This window comes from Streptomyces sp. HUAS MG56 (assembly GCF_058673395.1).
In genome coordinates this window covers 6611354-6627022 of the sequence record NZ_CM178722.1, presented here as the reverse complement: position 1 = coordinate 6627022, position 15669 = coordinate 6611354, and the positions used below count along the sequence as shown (strand labels likewise).

The following is a 15669-nucleotide window of genomic DNA, read 5'->3' as shown; positions in this document are numbered from 1 at the left end:
TCATGTCAATGTGACATGAGAAGCGCCCGTCAACTCCCGGGATAGGGCCACGGATTGGGCAGACAGTGGATTCCGTCATGATCCAGGAACTTGGTCTGCTGCTGCATGACGGGAGCGAGTTCGCCGTTCTTCTGGCACGTCACATGGCCATAGCCGAGCCGGTGACCGACTTCGTGATTGATCAACATCTGTCGATAGGGGTGAATTTTATCCCCGTATGTCGTGCTGCCCTGCGCCCACCTGTATGCATTGATCATCACTCGTTCGGTGGATGCCGAGTCGCAGGAGACGTTGTCCTCCGTGGTGTCCAGCCCGGACTTGGCGCACCAGGCGGCGGTCGTGCCGGGGCTGGCCAGCGTGATCACGAAGTCGGGCTTGCCGGAGGAGATCCGCTCGAAGGTGCGGGCGCCGCCGTGGGCCCAACTGCGGCTGTCGTTCAGGGTCTTCTGCACGGCTTCGGCGAACAGGTTGCCGTCCAGCCCGAGCCCCTGCTCGATGTCGACGCGGTAGGTGTACTTGTGCCCGGTGCCCGGCGCCTTGTCGAACCCGGGTACGGCGTCGAACGTCCCCGAGGCCTTCAGCGTGGCACTGAGCGGGTACGTCCGGCCCATCGCCTCCTCGTACGTCAGCGCCACCGCGCTCGCCGAGGGGGAGGGCGCCGCCCCGCCCGGGGCGTGGGCGTCCTGATCCTGGTCGGCGGCCGACCGCGACTGCGTGGCGCCGTCGTCCGGCCGCCCCTCGGCCACCTGCCCGGCGACGATCACCGCGAGCACCGTGGTGACGGCGGCCGCCGCGACCCCGGTGAAGGCCCGCCCCTTGCCCCCGGAGCGCTGCGCGGGCAGCGCGACGGGGTGTGCGCCGCCGTCATGGGCCTCGGCCTCCACGGCGGTCGCCGCGTCCGCCGACGGCTCGTCGGTGGCGCGCGGCCCACGCGCGCGGGGCGCGAAGACGTCGACGTCCTCCAGGTCCGCACCGCCGGCTCCGGCGTCACGGAAGGCGTCCAGGTACTCCTGCCGGGGCCCGCCCTCCTGCCCCGCCCGCCGCTGCCGCGGAAGTACGACGCCGGGACCGCTGCCGGGACCGGGACCGACGCCGGCACCGGCCCGCCCCGCGAACTCGCCCCAGCCGCCGCCCCGTTCCCGCTGTTCGGGATGCCCCCCGCGCGCGGGAGCCCCCTCCCGGAAACCGGGCACGCCGTGGGCAGGGGTGCCCTCGGGCAGCCGGGGAACGCCCCGCGCGGGCGTCCCGTCGGGAAGACGCGGCCCACCGCGCGCCGGCGCACCCCCGCCGAATCCCGGCACGCCGCGGGCGGGCGTACCGTCGGGCAGCCGGGGCACCCCTTGAGCCGGCGTGCCGCCGGGAAACCGCGGCACTCCCTGCGCCGGCGTGCCGTCCGGCAGTCGCGGCGCCCCGCGCCCGGGCGTGAGCCGCTGCTCGGCCCGCTCCGCCGTCCCGGCGTTCTCCGAGTTCTCCGTGCGCCTCGCGGTCATGTCCGCGGCACCGGCCTTGGGGGCCGGTCCGCGGCGGCTGTGGCGTCCCACGCCGGCCTCAGCTCCCCGCGCCGTGGACGGTGACGTCGTCCCCGGCGGACGCGCGCGTGGCGGCCGTCCCCGAGGCGCCGCCGGCATCGCCGCCGTCGCCGTCGGTGTCGGCCAGGAGTTCCCGGAACGCCGTGGCCACCACCCCCGGGTACTCCATCATCGCCACGTGCCCGGCGTCCGGCAGGGACAGCAGGCGGGAGTCGCGGAAGGAGCGGGCGGCCTTGGCGGCCATGCGGAAGCCGACCAGCTGGTCACGGCCGCCGTAGACCAGCAGGGTCGGCGCGAGCACACGCTCGGCCTGGCGCCACAGCCCGTGCTGCCCGCCGAGGGTGTAGGCGTCGACGATCCCGCGCGCGGAACGGGCCATCGCGTCCCAGAAGTACGGCAGTTGCAGCCGCCGCTCCAGCTCCTCGACGGCGTCCCGGAACGCCTCGGGCGACACCTGCGAGGGATCGCCGTAACAGAGCGCCATGACCCCGCGCACCCGCTGTTCGGCCGACCACTCCTTGGTCATCCGGGTGAACATCGCGGCGATGCCGGGCACGCCGAGCAGCGCGGTCGGCACCGCCGTGCGCTGGACGCGCAGCTCGGGCAGGGCGGGCGAGACGAGCGTGAGCGTACGGACGAGGTCGGGGCGTACGGCGGCCACGCGCGTGGTGACGGCACCGCCCAGCGAGTTGCCGACGAGGTGGACCGGGCCGCGGCCGGCCGCGTCGAGATAGCGGATCACCGCGCGCGCGTGCCCCGTGACGGAGTAGTCGCCGTCGTCCGGGGGCGGGGAGTCGCCGAAGCCGGGCAGGTCGAGCGCCTCGCTGTCGACGGCACCGTCCAGCTCGGCCATCAGCTGCGACCAGTTCTGCGAGGAACCGCCGAGCCCGTGGACGTACAGCGCGGGCGGCAGGTCCGCGCGCGCGGGAGGACGGGAACGGATCGACAGGGTGACACCGGGCAGCCCCACGGACCGCAGCCGCTCGCCCTCACCGACCCGTACGGGAGCCACCTTCGGAAGCACGCTTGCGGCCGACACGGACGGCGACTCGGTCGAAGACATGCGGCAATGTTACGAGGTGATCACGCCGAGGCTCGTGTGTTCGCCGTCACAGCGTGCGCCGTACGCGCGCGATGCGGCGTATGGCGTCCGGTTCCGCTCTCTCCTAGGCTCGTACCCAGGGCACCCGTGTGTGCTGCTTCCAGGGACGTTCGTAGGAAGGGAGCCCACCATGGCCTATGACCCCACCGAGCCCGACACGACCGACGACCCGGAGAGCGAGACGGCGGAGCTCGACGTCGAGGCCCCCGAGGTGGACGCCGCCGAACAGCACGCCGACCTCACGCCGGACCGCGACGACCCCCTGACGGAAGTGGACCCGGACCGGGCCGCGAACGTGGCCGATCAACTCGAACAGGCGCACGTGGTCCGAACCGACGAGGACGACTACCGCTGACCTCTGGCGGGCTTCTGCCCCGTTCCAGAGGATGATCACGGCTTTCGCCACCGTCCGGTACATGAAATTCTGCGCTCGCACCGCGCACACCACGGTTACCGAAAAGTACGATGGCCGCGCGGCCGACACCGCATGTGGACGACTTTGGGAGGCGGCGTGACAGCCATCGAGCAAACTGAGGCGGCACGCCCGCGTGGCACCCGTCTGCCGCGCCGAGCCCGACGGAACCAGCTCCTGGGCGCCGCCCAGGAGGTTTTCGTCGCACAGGGCTACCACGCGGCCGCGATGGACGACATCGCCGAGCGGGCCGGAGTGAGCAAGCCGGTGCTCTACCAGCACTTCCCGGGCAAGCTCGACCTGTACCTCGCCCTGCTGGACCAGCACTGCGAAGCACTGATCCAGTCCGTGCGCACCGCGCTCGCGTCCACGACGGACAACAAGCAGCGCGTGCGCGCCACCATGGACGCCTATTTCGCGTACGTCGAGGACGACGGCGGCGCCTTCCGGCTGGTCTTCGAGTCGGACCTGACGAACGAGCCCGCCGTGCGCGAGCGCGTCGACAAGGTCACCAACGACTGCGCCGAGGCGATCTGCGAGGTCATCGCCGAGGACACGGGCCTGTCGCGCGCGGAGTCGATGCTGCTCGCCTCCGGCCTCGGCGGTCTGGCCCAGGTCGTGGCCCGCTCCTGGCTGCACAGCGACCGCAGCGTCCCGCGCGACCAGGCCGTACAGCTGCTGGCCTCGCTGGCCTGGCGGGGCATCGCCGGCTTCCCGCTGCACGGCACCGAACACCACTGACCGCCGATTGTTCCCGCCGGCTGTTCGCTGATGGCGTGCCGCCCCGCAGCGTGTACGTCCCCTCACCGGGCTAATGTGTGCTGCGTACGGCGCGGAAGATCGCGCACATCACTGACCGTCGGAGGGACATAGCCGTGGAGGTCAAGATCGGCGTGCAGTACGCGCCCCGCGAGATCGTTCTGGAGAGCGGTCAGAGCGTCGAGGAGGTCGAGCGCCTGGTGAACGACGCGCTGGCCGGAAAGACGCCCCTGCTGAGCCTTCAGGACGAGAAGGGCCGCAAGATCCTGGTGCCGGCGGACCGCCTGGCGTACGTGGAGATCGGCCAGCCCACCGTGCGCAAGGTGGGCTTCGGCGCCTAGTAGGCCGATGCAGTGAGAAGGGCCCGGCGGCAATTCGGCCGCCGGGCCCTTGCTTTGGGGGATTCGCACACAGGTCGGCCACAACTCCCGCACAGCGGAGGGTTGCAGTCCGCAGGTCACGGGTATGACGGGCTACGAACGTCAAGGCGGAGACCGGCCACGGGAGGGACCCCGACATGATCTTGGAAGCACTCGCGTCCGCAGTGCTCGGTCTCGCCCTGGCCTGGGCGGCGGCACACCGCCTCTCCCACCGGCTCCCGGCCCGTCCGCTGGTGTTCTCGACGGGCGTCGCCGGAGCCCTCTTCGGCGACTTCGTCACCCAGACCGCCCTCGGCCCCGGCACCGCGTGGCTGAGCCTGGTGGGCGCCGCCGTCATCTCGGCCGCCTCCCTGTCCCTGCTCCTGCGCCCGGCGGGCAGAATCCGCCGATCAGCGACGGCATAGGGGCGCGGGGAACTGCGCGACCGGCCCCGACGGACCCGCAGCCGCGCAACCCACCGCACCCACCCCCACAGGGCGTTACGCCGCCAGGCCCAGCGCAGCCATCCGCTTCGTGTGCGCCTCCGTGATCCGCGAGAACATCCTGCCGACCTCCGCGAGATCGAACCCGTCGGCGACCCCGCCCACGAGCATCGTCGACAGCGCGTCCCGGTCGGCGACCACCCGCTGGGACTGCGACAGCGCCTCGCCCATCAGCCGCCGCGCCCACAGCGCCAGCCGGCCGCCCACGCGCGGGTCGGCGTCGATGGCGGCCCGCACCTTCTCCACCGCGAACCCGGCGTGCCCGGTGTCGTCGAGGACGGCGAGGACCAGCTCGCGGGTGTCGGAGTCGAGCCTTGCTGCGACCTCCCGGTAGAAGTCGCTCGCGATCGAGTCGCCGACGTACGCCTTGACCAGGCCCTCCAGCCAGTCCGACGGCGCGGTCTGCCGGTGGAAGCCGTCCAGGGCCGCGACGAACGGGTCCATGGCGGCCGTCGGCTCCTCGCCGATCTCGGTCAGCCGGTCCCGCAGCCGCTCGAAGTGGTGGAACTCGGCCGAGGCCATCTTCGCCAGCTCCGCCTTGTCCGAGAGGGTCGGCGCCAGCTTGGCGTCCTCCGCGAGCCGCTCGAACGCCGCCAGCTCCCCGTACGCGAGCGCGCCGAGCAGATCCACGACGGCCGCGCGGTACTGCGGGTCGGCGGAGGCCTGCGCCCAGTCCTGGGCGGCGATGCCCGTGGGTGCGACGGAGTCCTTCTCAGGCTTGTCAGAGCTAGTCATGAGCCGCACAATAGCCCGCTCGCGCCACCCCGGAAGTGCCCGGCCGATCAGTGTGACCACGACTACGTGACCAAATCGGCCATCGCGTGTGCGCCAATCCGGGGTATGGTGGTAATGCGCCTGCTGAGTGCGTTGACAGTGTTCGACGTGCTCCGACAGGTCGCACGCATGAGGATGCCCGGTCGGTGGCCCGATCGGCTCCGACCCGACAGCCCTCCCTGGCCGTACGGCTCAGTACGTACGACGACCGGAGGGACACCCTCAGCGGTACGAGCGCTAGAGCGTCGGCAGAGGTCCCGTGTCTTACGGCTTGCCCGAGTGGTTCGCCCGTACGGCTAGCCGACGTCCCGGCACGGTCAGACATGACCCCCGCGCTCGCCTCGCACCGCACCACACAGAAGAGGCAGCACCCTGACTACGACGTTTCGTGAACTCGGAATCCTTCCCGAGACCGCCGAGGCCCTGGAAGCCGTCGGCATCATCAACCCCTTCCCCATCCAGGAGATGACGCTCCCCGTCGCCCTTTCCGGCACGGACGTCATCGGCCAGGCCAAGACCGGCACCGGCAAGACGCTGGGCTTCGGTCTCCCGCTCCTGGAGCGCGTCACCGTCCCCGCCGACGTCGAGGCCGGGCGCGCCGCCCCCGAGGCCCTCACCGAGGCCCCGCAGGCCCTCGTCGTCGTCCCCACGCGCGAGCTGTGCACCCAGGTCACCAACGACCTGCTGACGGCCGGCAAGGTCCGTAACGTGCGCGTGACGGCGATCTACGGCGGCCGGGCCTACGAGCCGCAGGTCGAGGCACTGAAGAAGGGCGTCGACGTGGTCGTCGGCACCCCGGGCCGGCTGCTCGACCTCGCGGGCCAGAAGAAGCTCGACCTTAAGCACATCAAGTCCCTGGTCCTCGACGAGGCCGACGAGATGCTCGACCTGGGCTTCCTGCCCGACGTCGAGAAGATCATCGACATGCTGCCGGCCAAGCGCCAGACCATGCTGTTCTCGGCCACCATGCCGGGTGCGGTCATCGGCCTCGCCCGCCGCTACATGTCCCGGCCCACGCACATCCGCGCCACCGCGCCGGACGACGAGGGCGCGACGGTCGCGAACATCAAGCAGTTCGTGTACCGCGGTCACTCCATGGACAAGCCGGAGATGGTCGCCCGCATCCTTCAGGCCGAGGGCCGCGGACTGGCGATGATCTTCTGCCGTACGAAGCGCACGGCCGCCGACATCGCCGAGCAGTTGCAGCGCCGCGGGTTCGCCTCCGGCGCGGTCCACGGCGACCTCGGCCAGGGCGCCCGTGAGCAGGCGCTGCGCGCCTTCCGCAACGGCAAGGTCGACGTCCTCGTCTGCACCGACGTCGCCGCGCGCGGTATCGACGTCGAGGGCGTGACCCACGTCGTCAACTACCAGTCCCCCGAGGACGAGAAGACGTACCTGCACCGCATCGGCCGTACGGGCCGCGCGGGCGCGAAGGGTACGGCGATCACGTTCGTCGACTGGGACGACATCCCGCGCTGGCAGCTGATCAACAAGGCGCTGGAGCTGGACTTCAACGACCCGGTGGAGACGTACTCGACGTCCCCGCACCTGTTCTCCGACCTCGACATCCCGGCGGGCACGAAGGGCATCCTTCCGCGCTCGGAGCGGACGCGTGCCGGTCTGGACGCGGAGGAGCTGGAGGACCTGGGCGAGACCGGTGGCCGCGGTGCGCGCGGTCGCGGCGGCCGGGGTGACCGGGGTGACCGGGGTGAGCGCAACGGCCGTGGCGGCCGCGGCGGTTCGGACGCCGCTGCCGCCCCGGCGGCCGAGCGCGAGCGTCCGTCCCGTACGCCGCGTCGTCGCCGCCGGACGCGCGGTGGCACCCCGCTGGACGCCACGGGCAGCACCCCCGCCGCCACGACGGCTCCGGCGCCGGCCGCCGAGTCCGGCCCGGCGGAGGAGGCCCAGACGGCGCCCCGCGCCCTGCGTCGCCGCCGCCGTACGCGCGGCGGAGCGGCGGGCCAGCCGGTGGCGGCCGCCGAGAGCGTGGCCGAGTCCGCCGTCGTGGCCGACGCGGTGACGGCTCCGGCCGCGCCGCAGGCCCCGGAAGCGGATGAGAAGCAGCGCCGCCGCCGGACCCGCAAGTCGGCGGAGCCGACGGTGCCGGCGCCTGCCGCCGAGCCCGTGGCCGAGACGCTCGTGGCGGTGACCGAGACCGTGTCCGCGTCCGAGCCGGTGACCGTGGAGACCCCGGAGGCCGAGGCCAAGCCGCGCCGCCGGACCCGCAAGACGGCAGCCGCCGAGCCCGCCGCGGAGCAGGCCGTCACCACGGCCGAGCCCGCCGAGACGGCAGCCGAGCCCGCCCCGGCGGCCAAGCCGCGCCGCACGCGCAAGACGGCCGCAGCCGCCGAGGCCGCGGTGGACACCGCCGAGGCCACGGAGACCAAGCCGCGCCGGACCCGCAAGACGGCAGCCGCGGCCACGGAGACGACCGACACCCCCGAGGCCGAGGCCAAGCCCCGCCGCACCCGCAAGGCCGCCGCCACAGCCGAGGCCCCGGAGGCCGAGGCCAAGCCCCGCCGCACACGGAAGACGGCAGTCGCCGCGCCGGACGCGACCGACACCCCCGAGGCCGAGGCCAAGCCCCGCCGCACGCGGAAGACGGCCGCCACAACCGCCGTCGAAGCCGCCGAGGCCACGGAGACCAAGCCGCGTCGCACCCGCAAGACGGCAGCCGCCGCCACGGAGACGACCGACACCCCCGAGGCCGAGGTCAAGCCCCGCCGCACCCGCAAGGCCGCCGCCACGGCCGAGGCCCCGGAGGCCGAGGCCAAGCCGCGCCGGACCCGCAAGACGGCGGCCGCCGCGCCCGAGGCCGCGGAGGCGGAGGCCAAGCCGCGTCGCACCCGCAAGGCCGCCGCCACGGTCGCCGACGCGGACGGTGCCGTCGAGGCAGCCGCGCCCAAGGCACGCCGGACCCGCAAGGCCGTCGCCGAGGTGGCCACCGCCGAGATCCCGGCGCAGGCCACCGAGGAGCCGGAGGCCAAGCCGCGGCGTCGGACCCGTAAGGCCACGGCGGTCGTCGAGGCAGCCGAAGGCTGATCCGGAACGCCCGTCACCGACGGCCCGGCCCACTCCCCGTGGGCCGGGCCGTCGCATGTCCGGCGTAGCCACTCCCGCTCCGTTCCGTGTGTCGCCCGACCGATAGCCTCTCCCCATGAGCAGGCCCGCCACCTTCGTCCCGCCCCCCGGTGCGCGTGCGTACGCGCTGCGTACCGCGCGTGGGGAGTTCGCCGTCGTCGACGCGCCCGTGGCCGACGGGGTGGAGCCCCGAGGGGTCGCGCTGTTGCTGCCGGGGTTCACCGGAAGCAAGGAGGACTTCAATCCGCTGCACGTGCCGCTCGCGCGACGCGGGTACCGGACGGTGGCCGTCGACGGGCGCGGGCAGTTCGAGTCCGCCGGACCCGAGACCGATGAACGCGCCTACGCCCAGGCCGAGTTGGCGCAGGACGTGCTCGCGCAGGCGGAGGCCGTCGGAGCCGGGAGCCCGGTGCATCTGCTGGGGCACTCGCTCGGCGGGCAGATCTCGCGCGCGGCCGTGCTCCTGGACCACGCGCCCTTCCGGTCGCTGACCCTGATGGCGTCGGGCCCGGCGCAGATCTCGCCGTCCCAGCAGCAGCGCGTGAAGCTGTTGCGGGACGCGCTCGCGGTGATGGACATGGCCGACGTCTGGGACGCGATCCAGGCGATGGAGACGCCCGAGGAGACCGAGACGGCCGCGCTCGACGGCGGACTCGACGACCGGGACGATCTGCGGCGCCGCTGGCTGGGCACCAGGCCCGCCCAACTCCTCGCCACCGGACGCCAGTTGTGCACGGAGCCGGACCGGGTCGCCGAGCTGGCCGCCGTACCGCTGCCGTTCCATGTGCTGTCGGGCGACAAGGACGACACCTGGCCGCTGCCGCTGCTCGACGCGATGGCGGTACGGCTGCGGGCCCGGCGCACGGTCGTCGCGGACGCGGAGCACTCGCCCAACACCGACCGGCCGCTCGCCACGGCCGAGGCAGTCGCCGACTTCTGGGACGCGGCGGACGGGGTGGACGCGACGGGTGCGGCGGACGTGCCGCCCGTGGCCACCGTGTGAGCCGCTGGCGCATGACGACTGCCCTGCCCCGACGGGGGATGCAGAGCAGGACAGCCGTCTTCAGTGTGCCACTTCTGACCGCCCTGTCCTAGTCGGTCCACGTGGCGTGCAGGGCGCAGACGCTGAAACCGGGGCCGTAGGCGACGATCAGGGCCTGCTCGCCGTCGGCCGGAGGGCGGCCGTGGGTGCGTTCGAGGACGCGGAGAACCGATACTCCTCCGAGGTTTCCCTCTTCCGACAGGGTGTCGAGCGAGTGGCGGGCGTCGTCCTCGGTGAGGCCGAGGGCCGTGGCGGTGTCCATGATGATCGGCCGGGAGCCGGGGTGGATGACCGGGACCGCTACCGGGCGGTCGCCCAGCCAGTCGACCAAGGCAGGGATGACGTGCCTGGCCCCGCCCAGCGCGGCCTTGGTGGAGTCGAAGTGCAGACCGCTGCTGTCGATACGACCCGCGTAGAAGTCGAGCGAACCCGGCAGGACGTACTCGAACAGCCCCTCCGGGCCGTCGAGGGTGAGTCCGGGCCCGAGGGATTCGTCGCTGACGACGGTGGCGGCCGCGCTGTCACCGAACAGCGCCTTGTAGATCATGTGTTCGATCTTGGTGTCCGTGTGGTTGTAGGCCGCGGACAGCACCTCGGCGGCGACGACGAGGACGCGGGAGCCGGGGTGCAGCAGCGCCTGCTCCACCGCGCGAACGAGGGCGGTGGCGCCGCCCGCGCAGGCCCCGGTCGTCAGGGCGGTGCGACGGACGGTGGGGCGCAGGCCGAGGCGGTCCACGAGGTGGATGTCGAGGTTGGGTACGGCCCAGCTCGTGGCGTGAGTGGTGATCAGGCCGGTGATGTCGCCCGGTTCGAGGCCGTGGCTCCGCAATGCGGAACGGGCCGCGCGCTCCGCCATGTCGAGAGAGTCGGCGAAGGCCCGGGGCGCGCGCTCCGCTATGGAGGCGGTACCGCTGACGGTGGACGAGTTCAGCGGTTGGGTGAAGTACCGGGTCTCGACACCGCAGTTGCCGAGGACACGGAGGATCGCGCCGAGGCGCGGATGGTCGGGGTGGTGGGTGCGGATGTCGTCGGCTATCTCGCCCGTGGTGACCTTGTGCGCGGCGAGGGCCGTGCTCGGGCGGGCGATGTTGACGGGCATGGGTCCCCCCTAGGACGCGTAACCTGGTGGAGGTCAAAGTACGGCAAAGTTGGCTGGTTCGTTTCCCTGCCGTCCAGGTCATGCTCTCGCGCCACCCGTCAAACGCGGGCAAAGGAAGGGGATTTCAGTGCGCTCAGCGAGCTTGAAGCATCGGAGGACGCTGACTTGATCGCCGCGGACCTGGCCGAAAAATGAGAATCATGAACCTCGCCCCGGGGGCCGACATCGGCTGCGCCACGCACATCGTCACCCAGCCCGGACCGTCGGCCGCGTGACAGATCGGCCGTTCATCGCCGTCGGGGTGGACCGAAGCGCCACCCACTTCGTACAGCGGGCGGGCGAGGGGATCGCTGAGGAGTTCCCGCTCGATCTCACGCAGCACCTTGTCGTCGGGGCGCTGCGCGAGCGCGGCCTGGAGCTGGGGCATGACGAGCGGCGCCCACGCGTTCGGCCAGTCGGTGAGCTGCTCGCGACCGTCGATCAGCATCCAGCGCATGGTGTTCTCGGGGGCCCGCCCGGACGCGAAGAGGCGGTGGAACTGCTCGTTGCAGGTGAGCAGGTTCCAGGAGGCGTCGGTGACGTAGGCCGGGTGCGTCACGGCGGCGACGGCGTCCTCCCAGACGGAGGGGACGGCGTTGCCGCTGGTGTCGTAGAGCGGGCTGGGCGGGTCCTCGCCGCGCGCGTACCGGCACAGCGAGATCCACTCCTGCTCGTTGAGCACGAACAGGCGGGCTATGTCGCGCAGCAGGTCGACCGGCGCGTGGGGATACGTGCCGGATTCCAGGCGGTGGTACGTGCCGAAGGCCCGGTTGACGAGCTGGTCGACCTGGTGCTGGGACAGGCCGGGGGCACGCCGGCCGGGTCCGGTGGGGCGTGTGAGGCCGTGGGCTTCGGGGGCGATGAGTGCGCGTCGGTCCTTGAGCAGGCGTTTCAGTGCTCGTTTGTTCACTGGTGCGGATCCCCCGGCGTTGTTGACAGTCAGTCAGTGTAATTAATGGTGTTGGCTTTACTCCGAAAGATCTCCCGTAGAAAGCGTGTAGGTAAGTCCTGCATGCTCGGTGGTGCGCGGCGCTGGCCTGCCAGTGTGCTCACCAGTGACCACGTGGATACACCCCCTCGCGGGCACTGGCTGGAAATATTCGAATTACCGGCCGGTTTTCGCGGATGGGCCACAGGAACAAAGCCGGGTGAGCTAGCGGTTCACGCCTCCGCTTCCCGAAAGGGGCCACAGGGCGGGCTCCGCGTCACCGCCGGTGCACCACTGGCGCAGCCCCGGCGGCCAGACTGCGGCCGGTGCCCTCCCGCCCCACACCAGGGGACTCGGCACCGGCCGCCGACGTGCCACCGCCCGCCACGCATCACCGCCCGTCGGCGCCGCCTCAGTACTGCGCCTGCACGTGCTCCCAGAATCCGTCGCGCAGGGCGCGGCGCAGATCGGCCTGGCCGCGCAGGGAGTACTGGAGCAGGCCCTCGGCCTCGACCAGCAGGTCCTGGTCGACGGAGCCGGGCAGATAGGGGTGGCCGGGCAGCAGCTCGACCAGCGCGTCGCGCCCCCGGGAGGCCAGCCACTTCGCCGCGATCTGGGCGCCGACGAAGCGGACGTCCTCGCGGCTGGGCCGGGCTCCGGCGGAGGCGTCGTACGCGGCGGCGGTACGGCGCGAGACGTACGGCTTGAAGAACTCCAGCTCGAAGGTGCGCTGGCTGTCGACCTCCCAGAGCAGGGGCTCGGCCTGGTTGCGGCCGTCGGGCGCCTCAATGCCCCACAGGTGGACCCGGGCGCCGTAGCCCTGGGCGGCCTCGACCGCCGAGACCAGGTCCTCGTCCCCGCCGAGGAGGGCGGCGTCGCTGATGGCGCGGTGGCGGGCGAGCGACTCCAGGTCCGTGCGGATCAGCGAGTCGACGCCCTTCTGCTGGTTGTTGGCGTTGAGGTTGCCGAGGCGGACCTTGACGTCGGGCAGTTCGGCGATGGTCTGCTGCTCGGCGGTGTGGATGCGGCGGCGGGCGCCGTCGTACCAGTAGACGCGCAGCAGCCGGCTGTCCGCGAAGATCGTGCGGGCCTTGTCGATCAGCGCGTCGATCAGCCCCTCGGCGTCGAGGTCGAAGGCCCGGCGGTCCTCGGTGCCGGCGACCAGCCGGCCCGCGGCCGCGTACAGATAGCCCGCGTCGACGAAGATCGCGTGTGTGGAGGGCGTCTTCGCCACCTCGGCGAGCATGCGCTCCAGCAGCTCGTTCGTGCGGTCGATGCGGGCGGCCAGGGCCGCCGGGTCGTCACTCATCGCCCCCATTGTCCCGGTGGTCACACTGCGAACACAACCGGTCCCGATCAGTCCCTTACCTGCCAGTAATTAGCCGTTCGAAAAATTTCATTAGCGTAGGGAATGTTTGTAACATGAAGCGCGTTGACTAGGACGTACGACAGCAACGTCACCAGTAGTTCTCCGCAGGAGGATGACCAGACGAAGGGAGAAGCCCGTGCGCTTCGAGATCAGGCGACTCGACGAGGTCGACGGCACCACCGTGGACTGCACCGTCGTGGACGCCGCCTCCGTCAACCGGATCGTTCAGCAGGCCGCCGCCATCGGACAGCGCCTGTGGATCCGCCCGGCCGAGACCCCGGCCTCGTAACGGGACGACCGCACTCACACTTTCCGGGGGAGCCGGGCCGAGGACGGCTCAGCTCCCCCGGATCACCTGAGTGATCCCGTTGATGATCTGCTGCACGGCGATCGCGGAGAGCATCATGCCCGCGAGTCGCGTCACGAGGACGACACCGCCGTCCTTGATGACCCGGATGATCAGCAGCGAGTAACGCATCACCAGCCACAGGACGACGTGGATCGCGAGGATCGCGGACCACACGGAGATCTGCGTGGCCACACTGCCGGCCTTCTGCACGGCCAGGATCACGGACACGATCGCCCCGGGCCCGGCGAGCAGCGGCATGCCGAGCGGTACGAGGGCGACGTTCACGTCCTTCGTCTGCTTCGGCTCGTCGGTCTTGCCGGTGAGCAGGTCCAGCGCGATCAGCAGGAGCAGCAGACCGCCCGCGATCATCAGCGCGGGCACGGACACGTGCAGGTAGTTCAGGATCTGGTGCCCGAGCACGCCGAAGACGGCGATGACGCCGAACGCCACGCAGACGGCCTGGAAGGCCATCCGCTTCTGCACCTTGCCCGGCCGTCCGGCGGTCAGGGCGAGGAAGATCGGGGTGATCCCCGGGGGATCCATGATGACGAAAAGGGTCAGGAACAGGGAGCCGAAGACGGCGATGTCGAACATGCGGAAGCAGGCCTTGCGGAAAGAAGTGATACGGGCGTGAGTCGGTGGGGCCGGTGCCGGCCTCGGCGTCAGGCTCCGCCGGTGCCCGGCACCGGGAACGCGCCGGTGGCGCGTCGCGTGATCTCCCCGTACACCTCGGGGTCGGTCGTGTACGCGCCGAGCGCGACGGTCTTGCGGCTGCCGTGGTAGTCCGAGGAGCCCGTGACCAGCAGGTCCAGGTCCTTCGCGAGCCCCCGCAGCCGGTCGCGCGCGTCGGCGTCGTGGTCCATGTGATCGACCTCGACGCCGTCCAGACCGGCCGCCGCCATCTCGGCGATGCGCGCCTCGGGAACGGTCCGGCCCCGCTTGGCGGCGGCCGGATGGGCGAAGACACAGACCCCGCCCGCGTTCTTGACCAGCCGGATCGCCTCGAACGGGTCGGTCTCGTGCTTCTGGACGAAGGCCCGCCCGCCGTCGGCCAGCCACTCCTCGGTGAACGCGTCGCTCACGGTCGGGACGACGCCCAGCTCGACGAGCGCGGTGGCGACGTGCGGCCGCCCCACGGAACCGCCGGCGGCGATCCGCTCGACCTGCTCCCAGGTGACCGGCACCCCGAGGTCGTTGAGCCTCGCGACCATCCCCCGGGCGCGCGGCACCCGGTCGTCGCGCACCAGCTCCCGCTCGGCGAGGAGCGCGGGCTCCTCGGGGTCGAAGAGGTAGGCCAGCAGGTGCATGGACACGCCGTCGACACGGCAGGACAGCTCGGCCCCGGTGACCAGGGTCAGCCCCGCGGGCAGCGCGGCGATCGCCTCGCCGTACCCGCGCGTGGTGTCGTGATCGGTCAGCGCGACGACGTCCAGCCCGGCGGCGGCAGCGTTCCGCACCAGCTCGGCCGGGGTGTCCGTACCGTCGGAAGCCGTGGAGTGACAGTGCAGGTCTATACGCACAAGAACTCCAGACACCGACGATTCAAAGGGGGGACAGTCGATGGTACCGGTACTTCGAGCCCCTAAGAGGCCTACGGCCGAAGCAAGCGCGGCGACAACGCTCCGCAGGGCACCAGATCCAGCTCCGCCCCCGCGTCCCGCAGATCCGTCAGCACCAGTTCGTCGTACATGAGCAGCCCGGTCTGCTCGGGCCACATCACCGCCCACAGCCACATGCCGAGCGCCTCGCCCGCGAAGACCGCGCGGTCCTCGGGGGTGCGGAAGACGTGCCAGAGCGGGGTCGGGCGGCCGACGGCCAGCACCTTGGCGTCGGGCGGCTTCTCGATGTTCATGTACGGCCCCGGGTCCGGGCCGTCGATGCCCGCGTAGCGCGCGCCGAGGCCGACGCCGAGCTCCTCGGCGACCAGGACGAGTTCGGCCGGGCCGCCGAGCGGGCCGGGGCCGGTGCAGGCCACGGCGGTGGCGCGGCCCCCGCTGCGGTCGTCGCCCGCGTAGGCCACCCCCGTGAAGAGCCAGCCGACCGGCAGCGGCCAGGGCATCCACACCGGGACGTGGGTGCGCGGCACAACGGCGGCGAGGGCTTCGACGCTGGGCGGGATCACGGGCTGCAGCGGATACACCGTGCCGTGCACGTCGCACTGCCACGAATCGGCGAAGAGACCGGGCGCCCTGACCCGGCCACCACACCTCGGGCAACTGGGTTCGCCCCTCATAGGGCCCCACGGTCCTACCCCTGCCCGCCCACGTCAAGGACGATCACCCGTCCGGACGGAACCCTTGACGCGAGCAACTGTATGCATATTA

16 protein-coding genes are annotated in these 15669 nt (G+C 71.9%); 7 read left to right on the top strand and 9 right to left on the bottom strand.

From position 1 onward, the window contains the following. Window positions 1-29 precede the first annotated feature (29 nt). Together AC4OXY_RS31380 and AC4OXY_RS31375 are read right to left on the bottom strand one after the other, a co-directional pair. A complete protein-coding gene (locus tag AC4OXY_RS31380) occupies window positions 30-1541 on the bottom strand; it encodes a DUF3152 domain-containing protein (protein WP_491991455.1) in 1512 nt (503 codons plus the stop codon). Between the two features lie 7 nt (window positions 1542-1548). After that, the gene (locus AC4OXY_RS31375) at window positions 1549-2592 is read right to left on the bottom strand and encodes an alpha/beta fold hydrolase (protein WP_362818519.1); all 1044 of its coding nucleotides are present in this window, start codon (window positions 2590-2592) and stop codon (window positions 1549-1551) included. 169 nt (window positions 2593-2761) lie between these two features. On the opposite strand from AC4OXY_RS31375, the gene AC4OXY_RS31370 reads away from it, so the two are divergent. The 4 genes from AC4OXY_RS31370 (at window position 2762) to AC4OXY_RS31355 (ending at window position 4586) form a co-directional block, all read left to right on the top strand. Continuing rightward, on the top strand, window positions 2762-2986 hold the full coding sequence (locus AC4OXY_RS31370) for a hypothetical protein (protein ID WP_356029056.1): 225 nt from the start codon (window positions 2762-2764) through the stop codon (window positions 2984-2986). 156 nt (window positions 2987-3142) lie between these two features. Next, window positions 3143-3784 (top strand): TetR/AcrR family transcriptional regulator, encoded by a 642-nt coding sequence (locus AC4OXY_RS31365; RefSeq protein ID WP_071372924.1) that lies wholly within the window; start codon window positions 3143-3145, stop codon window positions 3782-3784. Window positions 3785-3918: 134 nt separating this feature from the next. Continuing rightward, window positions 3919-4143, top strand: coding sequence for a DUF3107 domain-containing protein (locus AC4OXY_RS31360; RefSeq protein WP_071372925.1), 225 nt, complete (start codon window positions 3919-3921; stop codon window positions 4141-4143). A gap of 176 nt (window positions 4144-4319) precedes the next feature. Further along, complete coding sequence (locus AC4OXY_RS31355; RefSeq protein ID WP_356029058.1) at window positions 4320-4586, top strand: hypothetical protein; 267 nt, start codon at window positions 4320-4322, stop codon at window positions 4584-4586. A 75-nt stretch (window positions 4587-4661) separates the two neighbouring features. Here the strand turns inward: AC4OXY_RS31355 and AC4OXY_RS31350 are convergent, their stop codons facing one another. Next, window positions 4662-5399, bottom strand: a complete 738-nt coding sequence (locus tag AC4OXY_RS31350; RefSeq protein ID WP_356029060.1) for a ferritin-like fold-containing protein — start codon at window positions 5397-5399, stop codon at window positions 4662-4664. Window positions 5400-5903: 504 nt separating this feature from the next. On the opposite strand from AC4OXY_RS31350, the gene AC4OXY_RS31345 reads away from it, so the two are divergent. Then, window positions 5904-8480 (top strand): DEAD/DEAH box helicase, encoded by a 2577-nt coding sequence (locus AC4OXY_RS31345; protein ID WP_491991454.1) that lies wholly within the window; start codon window positions 5904-5906, stop codon window positions 8478-8480. 115 nt (window positions 8481-8595) lie between these two features. Next, entirely contained in the window at window positions 8596-9522 is a 927-nt protein-coding gene (locus tag AC4OXY_RS31340) for an alpha/beta fold hydrolase (RefSeq protein ID WP_491991453.1), read from the top strand. 88 nt (window positions 9523-9610) lie between these two features. Here the strand turns inward: AC4OXY_RS31340 and AC4OXY_RS31335 are convergent, their stop codons facing one another. The 3 genes from AC4OXY_RS31335 to AC4OXY_RS31325 form a co-directional block, all read right to left on the bottom strand. Next, the gene (locus AC4OXY_RS31335; protein ID WP_491991452.1) at window positions 9611-10660 is read right to left on the bottom strand and encodes a PhlD; all 1050 of its coding nucleotides are present in this window, start codon (window positions 10658-10660) and stop codon (window positions 9611-9613) included. Window positions 10661-10793: 133 nt separating this feature from the next. Next, entirely contained in the window at window positions 10794-11609 is an 816-nt protein-coding gene (locus AC4OXY_RS31330) for an MmyB family transcriptional regulator (RefSeq protein WP_356029067.1), read from the bottom strand. Window positions 11610-12039: 430 nt separating this feature from the next. Continuing rightward, window positions 12040-12945: an NYN domain-containing protein gene (locus AC4OXY_RS31325; protein ID WP_356029069.1), complete on the bottom strand. Its 906-nt coding sequence runs from the start codon at window positions 12943-12945 to the stop codon at window positions 12040-12042. 187 nt (window positions 12946-13132) lie between these two features. Here AC4OXY_RS31325 and AC4OXY_RS31320 point away from each other — a divergent pair, with 187 nt between their 5' ends. After that, complete coding sequence (locus tag AC4OXY_RS31320; RefSeq protein WP_356029071.1) at window positions 13133-13285, top strand: DUF8834 family protein; 153 nt, start codon at window positions 13133-13135, stop codon at window positions 13283-13285. A 48-nt stretch (window positions 13286-13333) separates the two neighbouring features. Here the strand turns inward: AC4OXY_RS31320 and AC4OXY_RS31315 are convergent, their stop codons facing one another. The 3 genes from AC4OXY_RS31315 to AC4OXY_RS31305 form a co-directional block, all read right to left on the bottom strand. Continuing rightward, window positions 13334-13939: a MarC family protein gene (locus AC4OXY_RS31315; RefSeq protein ID WP_356029073.1), complete on the bottom strand. Its 606-nt coding sequence runs from the start codon at window positions 13937-13939 to the stop codon at window positions 13334-13336. 68 nt (window positions 13940-14007) lie between these two features. Then, window positions 14008-14865, bottom strand: a complete 858-nt coding sequence (locus tag AC4OXY_RS31310; RefSeq protein WP_362818508.1) for a PHP domain-containing protein — start codon at window positions 14863-14865, stop codon at window positions 14008-14010. A 71-nt stretch (window positions 14866-14936) separates the two neighbouring features. Then, complete coding sequence (locus tag AC4OXY_RS31305) at window positions 14937-15578, bottom strand: DUF6758 family protein (protein WP_356029077.1); 642 nt, start codon at window positions 15576-15578, stop codon at window positions 14937-14939. Window positions 15579-15669 lie beyond the last annotated feature (91 nt).